Here is an 18,191-nt window from a genome sequence, read left to right on the forward strand (position 1 = left end):
AATCATAACGCGAACACCGATAAATACACTCATAACCAAACTAATTAAAAACACCACTCAAAACAGAACACTAGGAGCGGCGGAAGGCATCAGCCATCACTACCAGTTCCATCAGGTTATCGTTGGTCGGAGCGCAAGTCGGCTGAATAATGAAGACATCTTTACCGCGGACGTTTTCATTGATCTCGGCTGTAATTTCGCCGTCGGAGAACTTACCGACAGAGATGTCACCGAGAGGGATATGCAGCTGACGTACGACACGCCGAGCCAGATCGGGGTTAGCGTTCCCCGTAAAGACCATCATCTTGGACACGCGCAGTACCTAGAGGCTGAGGGTAACCTGGATGAGTATAGAAAATGGCAGGGGCGGCTGGATTCGAACCAACGCATGGCAGGATCAAAACCTGCTGCCTTACCGCTTGGCGACGCCCCTGTATCTGTTGCAACGATTACCCAGTAATCGATTCCTTTAGAGCAGATTTTGCAGCTTGCGATGCAACATCGAAACGTTGCTTCCTTTTGCTACAAACCCTGTAAGGGTCTCTGTAAGAAGGGCCGAGACTTTATCAGCTTCAGCTTTGCTTGGGAAGCCCCCAAACACACAACTTCCAGTTCCGGTGAGTTTTGCTTCGGTAAATTTACCTAACAAATTCAATGCGTTACGTACATCTGGATAACGCCTTGCTACCACCGGTAAGCAGTAATTTCGACTGTTTCCCTTGGGAACGGGGCGCACTTTAATGGGAGAAGAGTTACGTGTCAACAACGGATCTGAAAAAATTTCTGCTGTACTTACAGATACTTGCGGCACCAGCACGAGATACCACGGTTCTTCGGGGTCTACAGGGGTGAGTTTCTCCCCTACGCCCTCGGCGAAAGCCGCGTGCCCACGCACGAAAACCGGGACATCGGCGCCAAGCGTCAGGCCCAGCACGGCCAGTCGATCCTCATCCCAACCCAGGTGCCAGAGATGATTGAGGCCGAGCAAAGTCGTCGCGGCATTCGAGCTGCCGCCACCGATTCCACCGCCCATGGGCAGGATTTTTTCGATCCAGATGTCGATGCCGAGCGAACAACCGGATTGCTCCTGAAGTTTTTTTGCAGCTCGAACAATCAGATTACTGTCGTGAGGAACGCCATCGAATTCGGTATGCAGCCGAATCACGCCGTCGTCGCGCACGGCGAAGGTGATTTCATCGCCGTAATCGAGAAACTGAAAAATCGTCTGCAACTCGTGATAACCGTCTTCACGACGGCCGAGGATGTGCAGCATCAGATTGAGTTTGGCCGGGGAGGGCAGCGTCAAGCGCGCAGCGGTCATGTTCACTGCCCCAGTTTGCGTGGTTGCCATTCCTTGATCACCAGCGTGACATCAAGGTCGGTGCCGTGCAGTTTGATCCGCTCGGGCAGCCAATAGCCGTTTTGCTCGGCGTAACTGAGGTACTCGACTTGCCAGCCATCCTGTTCGAGATTGGCCAGGCGGCTGTCGGCGTCCAGCGTCAGACGGCTTTTGCTATCCGGAGCCGGGAGCCCGCGAACCCACCAGGCCAGATTGGACACCGGTAACTTCCAGCCCAGTTGTTCTTCGACCAACACTTCAGGCGTCGGTGCTTCATAGCGGCCCTGATTGGCCACTTCCAGCGAGACTTTGCCTGGGCGACCGGTCAAACGAGCTGCGCCGCGACCCAGCGGGCCGGAAAGGCGAATGTCGTAGTAATCCTGTCGCTGCAGCCAGAACAGCGTGCCGCTGCCCGAGTCTTTCGGGGCGCGAATGCCGATCTTGCCATTGATCTGCCAGCCATCGAGGCTGGTGAGTTGCTGTTTGTACTCGCGCCATTGGGCCGTGTTGCCTTTACCCTGGACTGATTCGCGGGCACCGAAGCCCGCGCAACCGGCGAGCAGGGCGATGAAACTGAAAACAATAAGGTGGCGCAAAAACATAATCTTAAAGAGTCTCTGATCCGGTCAGGCGCTTGATGGTGCTGCGCAGGATGGGGCTGTCGGGTTGTTCCTTGAGGAACTTGCTCCAGACTTGTTTAGCTTCCCGTTGCTTGCCATTGGCCCACAGGACTTCGCCCAGGTGAGCGGCCACTTCCTGATCGGGAAAACGCTCCAGGGCCTGGCGCAGATAGCGCTCGGCTTCATCGAGGTTGCCCAGGCGGAAGTGCACCCAGCCAAGGCTGTCGAGTACCGCCGGGTCTTCCGGGTTGATCTGGTGCGCTTGTTCGATCAGGGCCTTGGCTTCGGCGTAACGCGTCGTGCGGTCGGACAGGGTGTAGCCGAGCGCGTTCAACGCCATCGCATTGTCCGGGTCGCGCTTGATGATCAGGCGCAGGTCTTTTTCCATCTGCGCCAGGTCATTGCGTTTTTCCGCCTGCATGGCGCGGGTGTAAAGCAGGTTCAGATCGTCCGGGTACTTTTGCAGCGCGGTTTGCAGAACCTGCCAGGCCTTGTCGGGCTGTTTGTTGGCAGACAAGGTCTCGGATTCGATCAGGTATAACTGAATCGCGTAATCGGGTTGCTCGTCGCGTTCCGTAGCCAGACGGCTTTGGGCTTCGGCGGTCTTGCCGTTGTTGATCAGAATGTCGGTCTGGCGCAGTTGCGCGGGCAGGTAGTCGTTGCCTGGGCCGACCTGGGCGTACTCGATCAGCGCGCCTTGCGGATCGTTGCGCTCTTCAGCGATACGACCGAGGTTCAGGTGCGCGGAATCGACGTGGCTTTCCCGGGCAATCAAGTCTTCCAGGTAACCCTTGGCCTCGTCCCAGGCCTTGGCTTCCAGGCACACCAGCGCCAGGGAGTAACGCAGTTCGTCGTCTTCGGGGTATTGCTGAACCAGGCTTGAGAACTCGACTTTGGCGTCGTCCATGCGGTCCTGTTCAACCAGCATGCGCGCATACGTCAGGCGCAGGCGTTTGTCGTCCGGGTATTTCTTGATGCTTTTTTGCAGCAGCGGCAAGGCTTCGTCACCACGGTTGAGCCCTTGCAGCAGGCGCGCGCGCAGCAGGATCGGGGCAATTTCGCCCTCGTCCGGAGGATTGTCCTCCAGCAACGCCAGTGCGCCTTTGGCGTCACCGTCCTGTTGCAGCAGCAAGGCCTTGCCGAAAATCAACTGGCTGTTGTTCGGGTGGCGCTGCAATAAGCGGTCAAAGCTTTTCATCAAACCGTTACGCGTGTCCTGGTCGGTATCGGCCGCAGACAGGGCGAGGAAGTCGAAATGCGTGTCGCCTTTACCGAGCAGGACTTTCTCCATATAAACCATGGAGTCGTCATAACGCCCGGCGCGTGCCAGCTGCACGGCAGCCGCTCGTTGCGCCTCAAGATCGTCCGGGGCGTTTTTCGCCCAGATCAAAGCGGTATCCAGGGCAGCCTGATCGGCGCCCAGGTATTCGGCAATGCGGAAAGCCCGCTCGGAGATGCCCGGGTCCTGAGTGTTGATGGCCTGGGTTACGTAGTTGTCCAGGGCAATGTCGAAACGATTGCGCTGTCCAGCCAGTTCGGCGCTCAGCAGGCTGAAGACGGTTTCTTCACTGAATGAGCTGTAAACCTTAGGCTTTTCAGGGGCCGGAGTGCTGTCTTCGACCGGCGGCGTACCGTCCGACGAAACGGGTGCCAAGACCTGGCAGCCGCTGAGGAAGACAAAAGCGAGGAGCAACGCGGAAGATCTATTCATATAGAGAGAGGACGACTAACCTGCGGTCGGATCATCATGACACAAGCCTTCGGCCAAACATAACCGAGTCTCGATGGATGCCTTTATAGAGGCAGGTCATTGGGACAATAGTCAGCGGTAGTTGTTCTGGCACTGTCGAAGTAGGACAATTGCCGGCTTCACGTCACCATCAGCGACCTTGAATGGCCTTCCTTGCACTCGGTATCAACCACAAGACTGCTTCAGTAGACGTCCGCGAGCGCGTGGCCTTTACCCCTGAGCAGCTGGTGGAGGCCTTGCAGCAGCTCTGCCGACTCACCGACAGCCGCGAAGCTGCGATCCTCTCCACCTGCAATCGCAGTGAACTGTATATAGAACAGGATCACCTTTCGGCTGACATCATCTTGCGCTGGCTGGCCGATTATCACCATTTGAGCCTCGACGAGCTGCGCGCGAGCGCTTATGTGCACGAAGATGATGCGGCAGTTCGTCACATGATGCGGGTCGCCTCCGGGCTCGATTCGCTGGTGTTGGGCGAACCGCAGATTCTCGGCCAGATGAAATCGGCCTATGCCGTGGCGCGCGAGGCCGGCACCATCGGGCCGCTGCTCGGGCGTTTGTTTCAAGCGACGTTCAACGCCGCCAAGCAAGTGCGCACCGACACTGCCATCGGCGAGAACCCGGTGTCCGTGGCGTTTGCCGCGGTCAGCCTGGCGAAACAGATTTTCAGCGATTTGCAGCGAAGCCAGGCTTTGTTGATCGGCGCCGGCGAGACCATCACCCTGGTCGCCCGTCATCTGCACGAACTGGGTGTGAAGCGCATCGTGGTCGCCAACCGTACACTGGAACGCGCGAGTATCCTCGCCGAGCAGTTTGGCGCCCATGCCGTTTTGCTCTCGGACATCCCGGCAGAGCTGGTGCGCAGCGACATCGTCATCAGCTCCACTGCCAGCCAGTTGCCGATCCTGGGCAAAGGCGCCGTGGAAAGCGCCTTGAAACTGCGCAAGCACAAACCGATTTTCATGGTAGACATCGCCGTTCCTCGGGATATCGAACCGGAAGTCGGCGAGTTGGACGACGTTTACCTCTATAGCGTCGACGATCTACACGAAGTGGTCGCCGAGAACCTCAAGAGCCGGCAAGGCGCTGCCCAAGCGGCGGAAGAGATGGTCTCGGTCGGCGCCGAAGATTTCATGGTCCGCCTGCGCGAACTGGCGGCGGTGGATGTGCTCAAGGCCTATCGCCAACAAAGCGAGCGCATGCGCGACGAAGAATTGCAGAAGGCCCAGCGCATGCTGGCCAACGGCAGCAGCGCCGAAGAGGTGCTGGTGCAATTGGCGCGGGGCCTGACCAACAAACTCTTGCACGCCCCGAGTGTGCAGTTGAAAAAGCTTTCTGCCGAAGGCCGCCTTGATGCGCTGGCCATGGCCCAGGAACTCTTTGCCCTGAATGAGGGCTCATCGGATAGCTTTTCGGATAAGAAACCGCAATGAAAGCGTCACTGCTCAATAAGCTGGACATCCTCCAGGACCGTTTCGAGGAATTGACCGCCTTGCTTGGCGATGGCGAAGTCATTTCCGATCAGAACAAATTCCGCACCTATTCCAAGGAGTACGCGGAAGTCGAACCGATTGTCGCCACCTATAAACAGCTGCTCAAAGTGCAAGGCGACCTCGAAGGCGCCCAGGCACTGCTCAAGGACAGCGACCCGGACATGCGCGAAATGGCCGTGGAAGAAGTTCGCGAAGCCAAAGAGCAACTGATCGACATCGAGGCCAGCCTGCAACGCATGTTGCTGCCCAAGGACCCGAATGACGGGCGCAACGTGTTCCTCGAAATCCGTGCCGGCACCGGCGGTGACGAGGCGGCGATTTTCTCCGGCGATCTGTTCCGCATGTATTCGCGTTATGCCGAGCGTCGTGGCTGGCGGGTGGAAATCCTCTCCGAGAACATCGGTGAGCACGGCGGCTATAAAGAAGTCATCGCCCGGGTTGAAGGCGAAAACGTCTACGGCAAGCTGAAATTCGAATCCGGCGCGCACCGCGTGCAACGGGTCCCGGCCACCGAATCCCAGGGGCGCATCCACACCTCGGCCTGCACCGTGGCGGTGTTGCCCGAGCCGGATGAGCAGGAAACGATCGAGATCAACCCGGCAGACCTGCGGGTCGATACGTATCGGTCCTCCGGTGCCGGCGGCCAGCACGTCAACAAGACCGACTCGGCGATCCGCATCACGCACTTGCCGTCCGGTATCGTCGTCGAATGCCAGGAAGAACGTTCGCAACACAAGAACCGCGCCCGGGCGATGTCCTGGCTGTCGGCCAAACTCAACGATCAGCAAACCAGCGCCGCCGCGAACGCCATCGCCAGCGAGCGTAAGTTGCTGGTCGGTTCGGGTGATCGCTCCGAGCGCATCCGCACCTACAACTTTGCCCAGGGGCGGGTCACCGACCACCGGGTCAACCTGACGCTGTATTCCCTCGACGAAATCCTCGCGGGCGGCGTCGAGGCGGTGATCGAACCGTTACTGGCCGAGTTCCAGGCCGATCAATTGGCAGCGATAGGTGAGTAAATGACGATCATTGCCAGTTTGTTGCGCGCCGCCGATTTGCCCGATTCGCCCACGGCGCGCCTGGATGCCGAATTATTGCTGGCCGCTGCCTTGGGCAAGTCCCGCAGTTTTCTGCACACCTGGCCGGAACGCATTGTTCCGAGCGAAGCCGCGCTGAAGTTTGCCGAGTACCTGCAACGTCGTCGTGGCGGTGAGCCGGTGGCCTACATTCTGGGGCAGCAAGGGTTCTGGAAGCTTGATCTGGAAGTCGCGCCGCACACGCTGATCCCGCGCCCGGATACCGAATTGCTGGTGGAAGCCGCGCTGCAATTATTACCGGCCACCCCGGCCCAAGTGCTCGATCTTGGCACCGGCAGCGGGGCGATTGCCTTGGCTTTGGCCAGCGAGCGTCCGGCGTGGAAAGTCACTGCGGTGGATCGCGTACTCGAAGCCGTGGCGCTAGCCGAACGCAATCGTCAGCGCCTGCACTTGAACAACGCCACCGTGCTGAGCAGCCATTGGTTCAGTGCCCTGCAAGGTCAGCGTTTTCAACTGATCATCAGCAACCCGCCGTACATCGCCTCCGCCGACCCGCATCTGGTGGAAGGCGATGTGCGCTTCGAACCGGCCAGCGCCCTGGTGGCTGGCGTCGACGGGCTCGACGATCTGCGCCTGATCGTCGCCCAGGCGCCGGATTATCTGGAGGCCGGTGGCTGGCTGATGCTCGAACACGGTTACGATCAAGCTGAAGCCGTGCGCGACTTGCTGCTGAGCCGCGGCTTTGAAGAAGTCCACAGCCGCACCGATCTGGGCGGTCACGAACGTATCAGCCTGGGGCGCCTGCCGTGCTGAATGATCAGGAATTGTTGCGCTATAGCCGGCAGATTCTGTTGCAACACGTCGACATCGACGGCCAGTTGCGACTGAAAGAAAGCCGGGTATTGATCGTCGGTCTCGGCGGTCTCGGCTCACCGGTTGCGCTGTATCTGGCCGCGGCGGGTGTCGGCGAACTGCACTTGGCGGATTTCGACACTGTCGACCTGACCAACCTGCAACGCCAGATCGTTCACGATACTGACAGCGTCGGCTTGAGCAAGGTCGATTCGGCGATCCGCCGTCTCAGCGCGCTCAATCCCGAGATCCAATTGATCGCCCATCGCACTGCGCTGGATGAAGATTCTCTGGCGGCCGCCGTGGCTGCGGTGGATCTGGTGCTGGACTGTTCCGATAATTTCTCGACCCGTGAAGCGGTCAACGCGGCCTGCGTTGCTGCCGGTAAACCGCTGGTCAGCGGCGCGGCGATTCGCCTCGAAGGGCAATTATCGGTGTTCGACCCGCGCCGCCCGGAAAGCCCGTGTTACCACTGTTTATACGGTCACGGCAGCGAAGCCGAATTGACCTGCAGCGAGGCCGGCGTTGTCGGTCCATTGGTTGGGCTGGTGGGCAGTCTCCAGGCGCTGGAAGCCCTGAAACTGCTGGTGGGTTTCGGTGAGCCGCTGGTGGGGCGCCTGTTGTTGATCGATGCCTTGGGCTCGCGCTTCCGTGAATTGCGGGTCAAGCGTGATCCGGGCTGCAGCGTCTGTGGTTCGAAACATGCGTGAAGCGCCGATCGGCGTGTTCGACTCAGGCGTCGGTGGGCTCTCGGTGCTGGCCGAGATCCAGCGTTTGCTGCCCAACGAGTCGCTGCTGTACGTCGCCGATTGCGGGAATATTCCCTACGGCGAGAAAACCCCTGAATTCATCCAGCAGCGTTGCCGCGTGATGGCCGATTTTTTTCAGCAGCAGGGTGCCAAGGCTTTGGTGCTGGCCTGCAACACGGCGACTGTCGCTGGGGTTGCAGACTTGCGGCGCGATTATCCCGAGTGGCCCATCGTCGGCATGGAGCCTGCGGTCAAACCGGCCGCTGCCGCCACCCGCAGCGGTGTGGTCGGCGTACTCGCCACCACCGGCACGTTGCAGAGCGCCAAGTTCGCGGCGTTGCTCGACCGTTTCGCCACCGATGTACGCGTCATCACTCAGCCGTGCCCCGGTCTGGTGGAGCTGATTGAAAACGGCGATCTGTACAGCGAGGCATTGCGTCAGTTGCTGGCCGGCTACGTCGGGCCGCTGCTCGGCGCCGGGTGCGACACAATAATTCTCGGCTGCACGCATTATCCCTTCCTAAAGCCATTGCTTAAGCAGATGATCCCCGATGACATCAGCTTGATCGACACTGGCGCCGCTGTAGCGCGGCAACTTCAACGTCTATTGGCCGAACGTGAAATGCTCGCCCAGGGACCGGCTCGTGCCGCGCAGTTCTGGACGAGTGCCGATCCGGAGCATTTCAGAAATATCTTGCCGATCCTGTGGAATACCGCTGGCGTTGTGCAAAGCTTCAAGGGGTAGACGAAATCCTGGGGGCAAACGAGTAATTGGGGTGAACTTCTGATTAAGCGTCGAATTCTATAGCGGTGAGCAACAAAAAAAACCTTACGAAATCGTTCGGAAAAGGATGTTTCTAATGAAGCGACTATTCTGCTTGGCCGCGATTGCGGCCGCACTGATGGGGCAAAGTTTTACCGCGCAGGCGGCAGGCGTGGAATTCGCGGTCGGCCAGACCAGCGATTCGACCATGACCTATCGATTGGGCATGCAATTCGATTGGGACAAGAGCTGGCTGCAGAGTGATGTCGGTCGTTTGACCGGGTACTGGAGCGGCGCCTACACCTACTGGGACGGCGACGAGGCCTCCAGCAATCACAGCCTGTCGTTCTCGCCGGTGCTGGTTTACGAGTTTGCCGGCCAGACCGTCAAGCCCTACGTGGAGTTGGGCGTTGGCGTCGCGGTGTTCGCCAATACCGAAGTCGAAAACAATCAACTCGGCAGCGCCTTTCAGTTTGAAGACCGGTTCGGCTTCGGCCTGCGCTTTACCGGCGGACATGAAGTCGGCATTCGTGCGACGCACTATTCCAATGCCGGGCTCAGTAGCCCGAACAACGGTGTAGAAAGTTACGCGCTGCACTACACGATGCCGTTGTAAGTACAGAACCTGAGGAGCGAGCTTTGTGGTGAGGGGATTTATCCCCGTTGGGTCGCGCAGCGACCCCAAAACCTGCAATAACGGAGTATCGGATACACCGCGTGCACTGGTTTGCGACTGCTTCGCAGTCGAACGGGGCGGTGCGACGTTTCGTTAAATCCCCTCGCCACAAAGCTCGCTCCTACATTGGATCTGCGCTGACTTCGAATTCAGCGATATGCCGTGGTTATCCCCTGGCGCTCATCGATGCATTCCGGTGCGCCCATCTCGAACTCCCGGCAGATCAGCGGGCGTTTTTCGTAGATGGTGCACATCATGCTGTTGCGATCCAGCGCAGCGCACCAGCCGTCATCCAGACGCAGCATGACTTCCCCGCCCCAATCATCGGTATCGATAAATCGTTCGGGCACGCCCGTGTCGGTGATCAGCATGACTTCGAGCTGGCAGCAGCAGGCTGCGCAGGTCGAGCACGTGACGGCCGGTTCGGTGATTTGCGTGTGGGGAATGGTTTTCATGGCGGGCAGTGTAAGGCAGTGGGCCTTGGCTGTGTTAAAGGCCTGACGGACGCTTAGCTGCGGGTGTCCGCCGAAAGTCGTTGAGCCATGAAATGCAGGGTGGGGAACAGCACGGCCCAGAGCAGGCCGATACCCAGCAGCGTTGGCGCCTGACCGTAAGGGAACTGCACGCCGGCCAGTTGTCCACCGGCGTAATACGACAACGGCCCACCCACGGCGCCCAACAGGCTGCCGAGCCACCAAGGGTTCGCGGTCCATTGCAGGCAATGGCGCAAAGTGGTTGCCAGTAATGCCCACAACAGCATCAGCCATAGCGGAATCAAGGGCGCGACTTCAGCGAAGTCGAACACCCCCAGCCAGCGCAACGAACTGTCGACGGTGGTGCCCAGCAGCACAACGCTGAGGATCAGTCGGCCCTCATCAGCCCATCGACTTATCCACAGCAGATGAATCACAAGCGCCGCCAACGCCACCAGCAACCATAAACTGTTGCCGCCCACCACACAGGCAAACCAGCCGAGCTGAAACAGCGCGGCATTGGCCAAGCGCTCACGCATCGAAACGACCCAGCAGCGGCGCGGGCATCGCCGACGGTTTGGCCAGCAGCATTTGCGCGGTGCCGATGGTGCGCTCCAGAAATCCCCCTTCGCAGTAGCACAGATAAAATTCCCACAACCGCAGGAAATACTCGTCGTAGCCCAACTCGCTCAAGCGCCCCTGGGCTCGGCGAAAATTCTCATGCCACAGGCGCAGGGTTCGGGCGTAGTGCAGGCCGAAATCCTCCATGTGCAGCAAATTCATGTCGGTGTCGCGGCTGATGATTTCCAGCATCTTCTGCACACAGGGGAGGGCGCCGCCGGGGAAAATGTAACGCTGAATGAAGTCGACGCTGCCCTTGGCCTGTTCGTAGCGCTGTTCGCGGATGGTGATCGCCTGCAACAGCATCAAGCCGTTGCTTTTGAGCAACTGCGCGCATTGCTTGAAATAGACCGGCAGGAAGCGATGGCCGACGGCTTCGATCATCTCGATCGACACCAGTTTGTCGTACTGCCCGGTGAGGTCGCGGTAATCCTTGAGCAGCAGCGTGACCTGGTCTTGCAGGCCGAGGGCTTCGATGCGTTGTGCAGTGAAGGCGTACTGTTCTTTTGAAAGCGTGGTGGTGGTGACCTTGCAGCCGTAATGCTGCGCCGCATAAAGCGCCATGCTGCCCCAGCCGGTACCGATTTCCAGCAAGTGATCACTGGGTTTGAGCGCGAGTTTCTGGCAGATCCGTTCCAGCTTGTTCAACTGTGCCTGTTCCAGGCTGTCTTCGTCCTTCAGGAACTGTGCGGCGGAATACATCATGGTGGGGTCGAGAAACTGTTCGAACAGGTCGTTGCCCAGGTCGTAGTGGGCAGCGATGTTTTTCTGCGAGCCCTTGCGCGTGTTGCGATTGAGCCAGTGCAGCCCTTGAACGAAGGGGCGGCCAAGTTTCGCCAGGCCACCTTCCAGCGCATCCAGCACCTCAAGGTTGCTGACGAAAACGCGAACCACCGCGGTCAGGTCGGGCGAACTCCAATAGCCGTGGATAAACGCTTCGCCAGCGCCGATCGATCCGTTACTCGCCACCAATCCCCACGCCGCCGCATCGAGGATATGGATCTCCCCGATCAATGGGCTGCCTGCGGTACCGAAGACATGCCGTTCGCCGTTTTCGATGACCGCCAATTGTCCATGTTTAAGCTGCGCAAGTTGCCGCAGCACGCCACGGCGCAGCAACGACCCGGTCAGGGCGTTGGTGCTGAGCAGATTGACTTTGGCCGAGGCGCTAGAGGATTTCATGACGGTGATCCTTGGGAGGAACGATGGCGGTTTGAACGCTGCCATCGGCAGCCTGATGAGCAAATATCGGTGCGCGCTTGAGCAGCAGGCGCAGGGCCTGCCAATAGATCGCCAGGCAGGTTTTCGCCGTCATCCACGGAAAGCGCCGCAAGTAGCGGTGCAGGCTGGCGCGATCCAGTGCTTCGCGTTTGAGGTTGAGCGTGGCGTCGAACAGTTTCAGTTCGCCTTGCCAGTCCGCCATGTGCACGCCGAGCTTTTGCGCTGCTGGACTGAAACTCATGCGGTATTCCAGGTCTGGCGGCAAAAACGGCGAAACGTGAAACGCCTTCGCCACCGCGAAATGTTGATGGAAATCGCACAGACTCACCGGGGCCTTGGCCGGCAATACATAGTGATAACGCTCGCGCCACGGGGTGTTGGTGACTTCGCAAAGAATCGCCGCCAGTTGCCCGTCTGCCTCATGGCAGTAGAAAAAACTCACCGGGTTGAACGACAGGCCCCAACTGCGCGGCTGGGTCAGCAGGCAGACCGGACCTTGCGGTGCATGGCCGATGCTCTGGCTGACAAGTTGGCGTACCGCGTCAATCAGGCGCATGCCGCTGCCGGTATAAGCTTTGAGGTAATCGCTCTCGCGAAATGAGAACGCTGCGAAGCGACTGTTACCCGAGAACGGCGACAAGCCGAGCACGGCCTCCTGTTCGTCGAGGTCCAGGTACAACAGGCCGATCCGGTAACGAAAGGCATGAGGCTTTGGGGCGAACCGCCGATGGGCGATCCAGCCGCTGTAGAGGGCGCTGTTCACAACACTTCGCCAAACGAGCGAGCAACGCGCAACGCGCTGACCACGCCGTCTTCATGAAAACCGTTGGCCCAATAGGCGCCGCAATAATAAGTGTGTTGCAGGCCGTCCAGTTCCTCCCAACGGCTTTGCGCAGCGACTGCAGCCAGGCTGAATTGCGGATGGGCGTAAGTGAATGTGGCGAGCACTTTGCTCGGGCTGATGCCTGCGCTCTGGTTGAGGCTGACGCAGAACGTGGTGTCGCTCTGGATCCCTTGCAGGATGTTCATGTCGTAGGTGACGGCAGCCCGTGTATGGCCCGGGCCACCGAGACGGTAATTCCAGCTGGCCCACGCGAGTTTTCGTGTGGGCAGCAGGCGCGTGTCGGTATGCAGCACCACTTCGTTGTCGGCGTAGGGCAGGGCGCTGAGGATCGATTGTTCGACATCGCTCGCCTTGGCCAGCAGTTTCAGGGCCTGATCGCTGTGGCAGGCAAATACCACTTTGTCGAATCGCTCGCTTCCGGCGGCGCTGTGGATAACGACGCCTTTCTCATCGCGCTCGACCCGGGTCACTGGGCAGTCGAGACGGATCTTCTCTTTGAAGGTCGCCGTCAATGGCTCGATATAAGCACTCGAGCCGCCTTCGATCACCCGCCATTGCGGGCGATTACTGATGGACAGCAGGCCGTGATTCTTGAAAAACCTGACAAAGGATTGCAGCGGGAAACCGAGCATGTCAGCCATGGACATCGACCAGATCGCCGCGCCCATCGGCACGATGTAATGCAGGATGAAGCGTTCGCCATAGCGGCCGTTTTTCAGATAGTCGTCCAGCGTGATGTCGGCGGCGATCCTACCCTCGGCCAAGTCGCGCTGCGCCTCTTTGTTGAAGCGCTGGATGTCGCGCAACATGCCCCAGAAGCCGGGTGACAACAGATTTCGCCGTTGAGCGAACAGGCTGTTGAGGTTATTGCCGTTGTACTCCAGGCCCGAGTCCGGATCCGTCACTGAAAAACTCATTTCAGTCGGTTTCGACCCCACGCCGATCTGGCCGAGCAGACGAATGAAATTCGGGTAGGTCCAGTCGTTGAACACAATGAAACCGGTGTCTACGGCGTAGCGCTGGCCATCCACGGTTACGTCTACGGTGTGGGTGTGACCGCCGATCCAGTCGCTGGCCTCGAAGAGGGTGATCTCATGCCTGCGATTGAGCAGGTAGGCGCTGGTGAGCCCCGAGATTCCGCTGCCGATGATGGCGATGTTCACAGCACATCCCGGATCGGTGGGCTGCTGCGCACCATGCGTTTGCCGATTGCCAGTTTCACGCAGTTGGGCATTTTCGACAGAGGCCAGAGTACAGCCATGAACAGTCCCGGAAAGGCGATCTCCAGTGGACGGTTCTTGAGCTTGGCGAAGATGTGCCGGGCGGCTTTCGCCACGGGCCAACTGAGCGGCATCGGGAAATCGTTTTTCGCCGTCAGCGGGGTCTCGACAAACCCCGGGCTGACCACCGTGACTTCGATGCCTTCCGGCGCAAGATCAATGCGCAGGGATTCGAACAGATAACGCAGCCCGGCCTTCGACGCGCCATAAGCTTCGGCCCGTGGCAGCGGCAGGTAGGTCACCGAACTGGCGACGCCCACCAGATGCGGCGCGGTGCCCTTGCGCAGCAGGGGCAAAGCGGCCTCGATGCAATAGGCGCTCGCGAGCAGATTGGTGCGCACCACGTGCTCGACGATCGACGCATCGAACTGCTGAACGTCGACGTATTCGCAGGTGCCGGCATTGAGGATCACCGTGTCCAAAGAGCCCCAGGCATAGGCGATCTGTTCGCCGATTTCGCGCACCGTCTGACTGCTGGTCAGATCGCCAGGCACGACCAGCACTTGCCCGGGATAACGCAGGGACAAGACTTTCAGCACCGCTGTGGAGCGCGAACTCACGGCCAGATGAGCACCGGTTTTCAGTATTTCTTCGGCCAGCGAAGCGCCAATGCCGCTGCTGGCGCCCGTCAACCAGTATCGCCGTGGAGGTGTAAGGCTCATCCCATTCTCCTTTTCAACCAGGCAATCGCCCGGCCCAATACGGGTAAATGTTCGTAAAGCAGTGCCCCGGCATCGAAGTAATCCCGGTGGCGATAAACCTTGTCTCGCCAGAGCAGGTGCGAGCAGCCGTCGACGCGAATCAACTGGCCGCCGCCCAGGCGCGGATGGCGGTAACTCATGACCCAGCGCAGATAGCCTTCGCCTTCGCCGGTCTGGTCGAAGCCGTGAAAATCGAAATGCAGCTCGGTGACGTTGGCGTAGAGCTCGGTGAAGTAGTCGCGCAACTGTCCGAGCCCTTGCACTTCGTGCAGCGGGTCGGTGAAGTGCACGTCTTCGGTGTACAGCTCGCCGAGGCGTTGCAAACTGTCTTTGTCCAGCTGCGCGAATTGCCGGGCAAACTGCCGCAGGAAATCACTCATGAGCGCCTCCTGCGTCGTGCCGCGATGGCAGGTTCTTGAACGCCGCCAAGGCCCGTTGGCGTGAAGTGCTCAGGTTGACGATCGGCGACGGATAATCCGCCACGCCGAACAGGCCGCCGATGTTCGCCGGGTTGTGCACTTCTTTCTTGTTCAACCCGGCCAGTTCCGGCAGCCAGTGCTTGATGAACACGCCCTCAGCGTCGAATTTTTCCGACTGGCTCAGCGGATTGAAAATACGGAAATAAGGGGCCGAATCAGTGCCCGTGGACGCACTCCACTGCCAGCCGCCGTTGTTCGCCGCCAGGTCGCCGTCGATCAAGTGGCGCATGAAAAAGCGTTCGCCTTGGCGCCAGTCGATCAGCAGGTTCTTGGTCAGGAACATGGCCACCACCATGCGCAAGCGGTTGTGCATCCAGCCGGTTTCCAGCAATTGGCGCATCGCTGCGTCGATGATCGGCAGGCCGGTACGGGCTTGCTGCCAGGCCAGCAGTTCTTCCGGGGCGTCGCGCCAGGCCAGGGCTTCGGTTTCCGGGCGGAAGGCGCGGTGACGCGAGACCCTTGGGTAGCCCACCAGAATGTGTTTGTAGAACTCGCGCCACAGCAGCTCGTTGATCCAGGTGACCGCGCCCACCTTGCCGCTTTCGAACTCGCCTTGATTACTGTGCAGGGCGGCGTGCAAACACTGGCGTGGGGAAATCACCCCGGCGGCGAGATAAGCCGACAGCTGACTGGTGCCGGGTTTGGCCGGGAAGTCGCGCTCGTTTTTGTAGTAGTCGATTTGGGCGTCGGCGAAGGTGTCGAGGCGACGGTGGGCTTCGGCTTCGCCGGCTGGCCAGAGCGTGCGCAAGTTATCGCTGGGCGTTTCGAACCCTTCAACGCGCGACGGAATATCGTCACCGCTGATCTGCAATGGACCCTGTACCGCCGGTGCTGCCACCCTTCCCGGAAGAGAGCGATGCAGACGTTCGTAACAGACTTTGCGGAACTGACTGAAGACCTGAAAGTAAGTACCGGTCTTGGTCAGCACGGTGCCCGGTTTGAACAGCAGTTGATCGAGGTAGCTAAAGAAGTTAATGCCATGAGCCTTCAGCGTTTCGGCGACTGCTGTATCGCGACGGCTTTCATGAATGCCGTACTCCTCGTTGACGTGCACTGCGTCAATGCTCAATTGCTGACACAGCTCGAGCAGAACCTTCGGCGCTTCGTCCCAGCGAGGGGCGTGGCGAACCAAAAGGGGAATGTTCAATTCGCCCAGCGCCTCGCTCAGTTCGCCCAGATTGCGCAGCCAGAAATCCACTTTGCACGGCGCGTCATCGTGTTCCAGCCATTGCGCCGGGCTTAACAGGTACACAGCAACCGTCGGGCCGCGAGCGGCGGCAGCCGAGAGGGCGGTGTTGTCGTGCAGGCGCAAGTCGCTGCGCAGCCAGATCAATTGCATGGAAGTGTCCATTAAATAAGCCCACGCTTGACCAGTTCCTGATGAGCCGAAAGCGGGTCTTCAGCCAGGAACAAATCAGTGATTTCGGAAGTTCTTACGGACAGCTCAGCGTGGTGGATGCATACCGTTGGTCCGGCAATCATTTTTGGGCAACTGACACCATTCAAAAGTTTCAACAGCTGCGAAATGTTCATGGCTTTGCTGGAGTACAGCAGTACGCCGCGGGCTTGCAGGTGATCGACCGCCAGCGCGAGTTCGCCCGTCGGCAGCGGCCAGTCGAACACTTCCACCGGGCAATCGGCGCTGCTGATCAGCCACGCGGTCAGCCACAGGCAAGGTTCCAGTGGCAGGTCTGAATGGTTGATCAACAACAATGGCGCGGAGCGTAACTGACGGTTGTTATGGTAGATGCGTGCACCGAATTTGCTGCGCAGCCAAGAGAAGAAAAACACCCGCTCCATCTGCGCGCCAAACTGGCCCTGCCAGCGTTGTTCCAGTTCCGCCAGCAACGGCATCAGCAGTTGTTCGCACAAGGTGCGGGGCGGATACAGCGCCATGGCTTGATTGACGGTGTCATCAAGCGTGCGCTCATTGAGTTGGGTCACCGCTTGCAGCAGCGTCTGGCCCAGCACCTGCCAATCGTTTTCGACTGTTTCGGTAAAGGCCTGCGGTGTGTCGAGCAGCTGCTTGACCTGACTCACGGCCACGCCGCGATTGAGCCAAGTGAGGATGGTCAAAATCCGTTGCACGTGTTCGGCAGAAAACAGGCGATGCCCCTTGGGTGTGCGCTGCGGCACGATCAGCCCGTAGCGTCGTTCCCAGGCACGCAGGGTCACGGCGTTCACGCCGGTCTGGCGCGCCACTTCGCGAATTGGCAACCAGCCTTCGTCCAGGGCTTTCTTGAAGTCGGCGCCAAGGTCTTCGCTGGCGCTGGTGTCGATTGGGCTTTTCATTAGATTGCGTTTCGCAGGCTGAGGTTTTCCGGGTGCGGCTGAAGGTAAACCTGCTGCGCGATGTAGGGATCCGGGTGTTGGCGGAAATAGTGTTTGAGCAGCGTCAGAGGCACCACCAGTGGCACGATGCCGTGCCGGTACTGGCCGATGACGTGCTGCACTTCCTGTTTGTCTTCAGGGCTGATGACCTGTTTGAGATAACCGCTGATGTGTTGCAGGACGTTGGTGTGGGTGCGGCGCGTGGCGCATTTTTTCAATGCCTCCATCATTTCGCTGAAATAGCGCGGGCCGAGTTCCGCAGGATCGGTCTGGCCCATGTTACCCAGCAGGTTACCCAAGGTTTTGTATTGCACCGGGTTATGGGCCATCAGCAGGTATTTGTAGCGCGAGTGAAACTCCGTGAGGCCGCGTCGCGTTATCCCTTCCTGCAGTAACTGCTGCCAGGCGCTGTAGGCGAACACGCGGGTAAGGAAGTTTTCGCGCAGTACCGGGTCGTTGAGGCGGCCATCTTCTTCCACCGGCAAGTCAGGGTGCAGAGCGCAGAACGCCTGGGCGTAGATGCCACGTCCACCACCGTCCACTGGCACGCCGTTGGCGTGGTAGACCTTGACCCGGTCGAGTCCGCAGGACGGGGATTTCTGCATGAAGATGTAGCCGCAGATATCGTCCAGCTCCGCAGCCATTTGCTGACCGTACTCGGCTAGTGGTCGGGTGACGTTGGTCCCGGGGTTGACGGTGCCGACGGCTTCGGGATGTTCGGGGTCTCCGATCAGGCGGATCGGTTCGCGAGGGATACCCAGGCCAATGGCGACTTCCGGACACACCGGTACGAATTCGAAATAGTCGGTGAGGGTTCGGCTGCACAGGCGCGACTCCTTGTGCCCACCGTTGAAACGCACCTGCGCACCCATCAAGCAGGCGCTGATGGCGATTTTCGGTAGGGTCGCTGGTTGTTCATGCATCGGAGCACCTCGAATCCAGACCTGTACAGAGTGGTAACT

Annotated in this window: 19 protein-coding genes, 1 tRNA gene and 1 pseudogene; 6 read left to right on the forward strand and 15 right to left on the reverse strand. The window is 59.4% G+C overall.

Features of this window, described 5'->3' with window-relative positions; all coding sequences use genetic code 11:
• Positions 1–73: 73 nt before the first annotated feature.
• The 5 genes and pseudogenes from ACIQV9_RS24700 to ACIQV9_RS24720 all read right to left on the reverse strand — a co-directional run.
• Positions 74–313: pseudogene (locus ACIQV9_RS24700) on the reverse strand (ribose-phosphate pyrophosphokinase-like domain-containing protein); the annotation flags it as partial.
• A 45-nt stretch (positions 314–358) separates the two neighbouring features.
• Positions 359–433: transfer RNA gene (locus ACIQV9_RS24705), tRNA-Gln, on the reverse strand.
• Between the two features lie 36 nt (positions 434–469).
• A complete protein-coding gene (gene ispE, locus ACIQV9_RS24710) occupies positions 470–1,321 on the reverse strand; it encodes a 4-(cytidine 5'-diphospho)-2-C-methyl-D-erythritol kinase (protein ID WP_403107249.1) in 852 nt (283 codons plus the stop codon).
• 2 nt (positions 1,322–1,323) lie between these two features.
• Positions 1,324–1,941, reverse strand: a complete 618-nt coding sequence (gene lolB, locus ACIQV9_RS24715) for a lipoprotein insertase outer membrane protein LolB (RefSeq protein WP_403107120.1) — start codon at positions 1,939–1,941, stop codon at positions 1,324–1,326.
• Positions 1,942–1,945: 4 nt separating this feature from the next.
• On the reverse strand, positions 1,946–3,670 hold the full coding sequence (locus ACIQV9_RS24720; protein WP_403107123.1) for a tetratricopeptide repeat protein: 1,725 nt from the start codon (positions 3,668–3,670) through the stop codon (positions 1,946–1,948).
• 182 nt (positions 3,671–3,852) lie between these two features.
• Here ACIQV9_RS24720 and hemA point away from each other — a divergent pair, with 182 nt between their 5' ends.
• The 6 genes from hemA to ACIQV9_RS24750 all read left to right on the forward strand — a co-directional run bounded on the left by hemA (position 3,853) and on the right by ACIQV9_RS24750 (position 9,219).
• On the forward strand, positions 3,853–5,142 hold the full coding sequence (hemA, locus tag ACIQV9_RS24725; protein ID WP_403107126.1) for a glutamyl-tRNA reductase: 1,290 nt from the start codon (positions 3,853–3,855) through the stop codon (positions 5,140–5,142).
• On the forward strand, positions 5,139–6,221 hold the full coding sequence (gene prfA, locus ACIQV9_RS24730; protein WP_219094342.1) for a peptide chain release factor 1: 1,083 nt from the start codon (positions 5,139–5,141) through the stop codon (positions 6,219–6,221). The genes hemA and prfA overlap by 4 nt, the downstream gene beginning before the upstream one ends.
• On the forward strand, positions 6,222–7,052 hold the full coding sequence (gene prmC / locus ACIQV9_RS24735; protein WP_403107129.1) for a peptide chain release factor N(5)-glutamine methyltransferase: 831 nt from the start codon (positions 6,222–6,224) through the stop codon (positions 7,050–7,052).
• Positions 7,046–7,801, forward strand: a complete 756-nt coding sequence (locus tag ACIQV9_RS24740) for a molybdopterin-synthase adenylyltransferase MoeB (protein ID WP_403107133.1) — start codon at positions 7,046–7,048, stop codon at positions 7,799–7,801. Before prmC ends, ACIQV9_RS24740 begins: the two co-directional genes overlap by 7 nt.
• Positions 7,794–8,585, forward strand: a complete 792-nt coding sequence (gene murI / locus ACIQV9_RS24745; RefSeq protein ID WP_403107136.1) for a glutamate racemase — start codon at positions 7,794–7,796, stop codon at positions 8,583–8,585. The genes ACIQV9_RS24740 and murI overlap by 8 nt, the downstream gene beginning before the upstream one ends.
• 115 nt (positions 8,586–8,700) lie before the next feature.
• A complete protein-coding gene (locus tag ACIQV9_RS24750) occupies positions 8,701–9,219 on the forward strand; it encodes an acyloxyacyl hydrolase (RefSeq protein WP_403107139.1) in 519 nt (172 codons plus the stop codon).
• A gap of 209 nt (positions 9,220–9,428) precedes the next feature.
• On the opposite strand, the gene ACIQV9_RS24755 is transcribed toward ACIQV9_RS24750, so the two are convergent.
• Genes ACIQV9_RS24755 through ACIQV9_RS24800 form a run of 10 tightly spaced genes read right to left on the reverse strand, consistent with a single transcriptional unit; the run spans position 9,429 to position 18,152 of the window.
• Positions 9,429–9,734: a YkgJ family cysteine cluster protein gene (locus ACIQV9_RS24755; protein WP_077749015.1), complete on the reverse strand. Its 306-nt coding sequence runs from the start codon at positions 9,732–9,734 to the stop codon at positions 9,429–9,431.
• A gap of 53 nt (positions 9,735–9,787) precedes the next feature.
• Positions 9,788–10,291, reverse strand: coding sequence for a DUF2878 domain-containing protein (locus tag ACIQV9_RS24760; RefSeq protein ID WP_403107143.1), 504 nt, complete (start codon positions 10,289–10,291; stop codon positions 9,788–9,790).
• A complete protein-coding gene (locus tag ACIQV9_RS24765; protein WP_403107146.1) occupies positions 10,284–11,555 on the reverse strand; it encodes a class I SAM-dependent methyltransferase in 1,272 nt (423 codons plus the stop codon). Before ACIQV9_RS24765 ends, ACIQV9_RS24760 begins: the two co-directional genes overlap by 8 nt.
• Positions 11,542–12,357, reverse strand: a complete 816-nt coding sequence (locus ACIQV9_RS24770) for a DUF1365 domain-containing protein (protein WP_403107149.1) — start codon at positions 12,355–12,357, stop codon at positions 11,542–11,544. Before ACIQV9_RS24770 ends, ACIQV9_RS24765 begins: the two co-directional genes overlap by 14 nt.
• Positions 12,354–13,601: an NAD(P)/FAD-dependent oxidoreductase gene (locus ACIQV9_RS24775; RefSeq protein ID WP_403107151.1), complete on the reverse strand. Its 1,248-nt coding sequence runs from the start codon at positions 13,599–13,601 to the stop codon at positions 12,354–12,356. Before ACIQV9_RS24775 ends, ACIQV9_RS24770 begins: the two co-directional genes overlap by 4 nt.
• Positions 13,598–14,380 (reverse strand): SDR family NAD(P)-dependent oxidoreductase, encoded by a 783-nt coding sequence (locus ACIQV9_RS24780; protein ID WP_403107154.1) that lies wholly within the window; start codon positions 14,378–14,380, stop codon positions 13,598–13,600. Before ACIQV9_RS24780 ends, ACIQV9_RS24775 begins: the two co-directional genes overlap by 4 nt.
• A complete protein-coding gene (locus ACIQV9_RS24785; RefSeq protein WP_403107157.1) occupies positions 14,377–14,799 on the reverse strand; it encodes a nuclear transport factor 2 family protein in 423 nt (140 codons plus the stop codon). The genes ACIQV9_RS24780 and ACIQV9_RS24785 overlap by 4 nt, the downstream gene beginning before the upstream one ends.
• On the reverse strand, positions 14,792–16,237 hold the full coding sequence (gene phrB / locus ACIQV9_RS24790; protein WP_403107160.1) for a deoxyribodipyrimidine photo-lyase: 1,446 nt from the start codon (positions 16,235–16,237) through the stop codon (positions 14,792–14,794). The genes ACIQV9_RS24785 and phrB overlap by 8 nt, the downstream gene beginning before the upstream one ends.
• A gap of 11 nt (positions 16,238–16,248) precedes the next feature.
• Entirely contained in the window at positions 16,249–17,190 is a 942-nt protein-coding gene (locus tag ACIQV9_RS24795; RefSeq protein ID WP_403107163.1) for a MerR family transcriptional regulator, read from the reverse strand.
• Positions 17,190–18,152 carry a YbgA family protein gene (locus ACIQV9_RS24800; protein ID WP_403107166.1) on the reverse strand — a complete coding sequence of 321 codons (963 nt, stop codon included), beginning with the start codon at positions 18,150–18,152 and terminating at the stop codon, positions 17,190–17,192. The genes ACIQV9_RS24795 and ACIQV9_RS24800 overlap by 1 nt, the downstream gene beginning before the upstream one ends.
• Positions 18,153–18,191 lie beyond the last annotated feature (39 nt).

This window comes from Pseudomonas sp. NPDC099000 (assembly GCF_044759925.1).
Taxonomy (GTDB): domain Bacteria; phylum Pseudomonadota; class Gammaproteobacteria; order Pseudomonadales; family Pseudomonadaceae; genus Aquipseudomonas.

Coding starts and splice junctions, on each gene's coding strand:
- ispE (WP_403107249.1), bottom strand. CDS start 1,321: ATGACCGCTGCGCGCTTGACGCTGCCCTCCCCGGCCAAACTCAATCTG.
- lolB (WP_403107120.1), bottom strand. CDS start 1,941: ATGTTTTTGCGCCACCTTATTGTTTTCAGTTTCATCGCCCTGCTCGCC.
- ACIQV9_RS24720 (WP_403107123.1), bottom strand. CDS start 3,670: ATGAATAGATCTTCCGCGTTGCTCCTCGCTTTTGTCTTCCTCAGCGGC.
- hemA (WP_403107126.1), top strand. CDS start 3,853: ATGGCCTTCCTTGCACTCGGTATCAACCACAAGACTGCTTCAGTAGAC.
- prfA (WP_219094342.1), top strand. CDS start 5,139: ATGAAAGCGTCACTGCTCAATAAGCTGGACATCCTCCAGGACCGTTTC.
- prmC (WP_403107129.1), top strand. CDS start 6,222: ATGACGATCATTGCCAGTTTGTTGCGCGCCGCCGATTTGCCCGATTCG.
- murI (WP_403107136.1), top strand. CDS start 7,794: ATGCGTGAAGCGCCGATCGGCGTGTTCGACTCAGGCGTCGGTGGGCTC.
- ACIQV9_RS24750 (WP_403107139.1), top strand. CDS start 8,701: ATGAAGCGACTATTCTGCTTGGCCGCGATTGCGGCCGCACTGATGGGG.
- ACIQV9_RS24755 (WP_077749015.1), bottom strand. CDS start 9,734: ATGAAAACCATTCCCCACACGCAAATCACCGAACCGGCCGTCACGTGC.
- ACIQV9_RS24760 (WP_403107143.1), bottom strand. CDS start 10,291: ATGCGTGAGCGCTTGGCCAATGCCGCGCTGTTTCAGCTCGGCTGGTTT.
- ACIQV9_RS24765 (WP_403107146.1), bottom strand. CDS start 11,555: ATGAAATCCTCTAGCGCCTCGGCCAAAGTCAATCTGCTCAGCACCAAC.
- ACIQV9_RS24780 (WP_403107154.1), bottom strand. CDS start 14,380: ATGAGCCTTACACCTCCACGGCGATACTGGTTGACGGGCGCCAGCAGC.
- ACIQV9_RS24785 (WP_403107157.1), bottom strand. CDS start 14,799: ATGAGTGATTTCCTGCGGCAGTTTGCCCGGCAATTCGCGCAGCTGGAC.
- phrB (WP_403107160.1), bottom strand. CDS start 16,237: ATGCAATTGATCTGGCTGCGCAGCGACTTGCGCCTGCACGACAACACC.
- ACIQV9_RS24795 (WP_403107163.1), bottom strand. CDS start 17,190: ATGAAAAGCCCAATCGACACCAGCGCCAGCGAAGACCTTGGCGCCGAC.
- ACIQV9_RS24800 (WP_403107166.1), bottom strand. CDS start 18,152: ATGCATGAACAACCAGCGACCCTACCGAAAATCGCCATCAGCGCCTGC.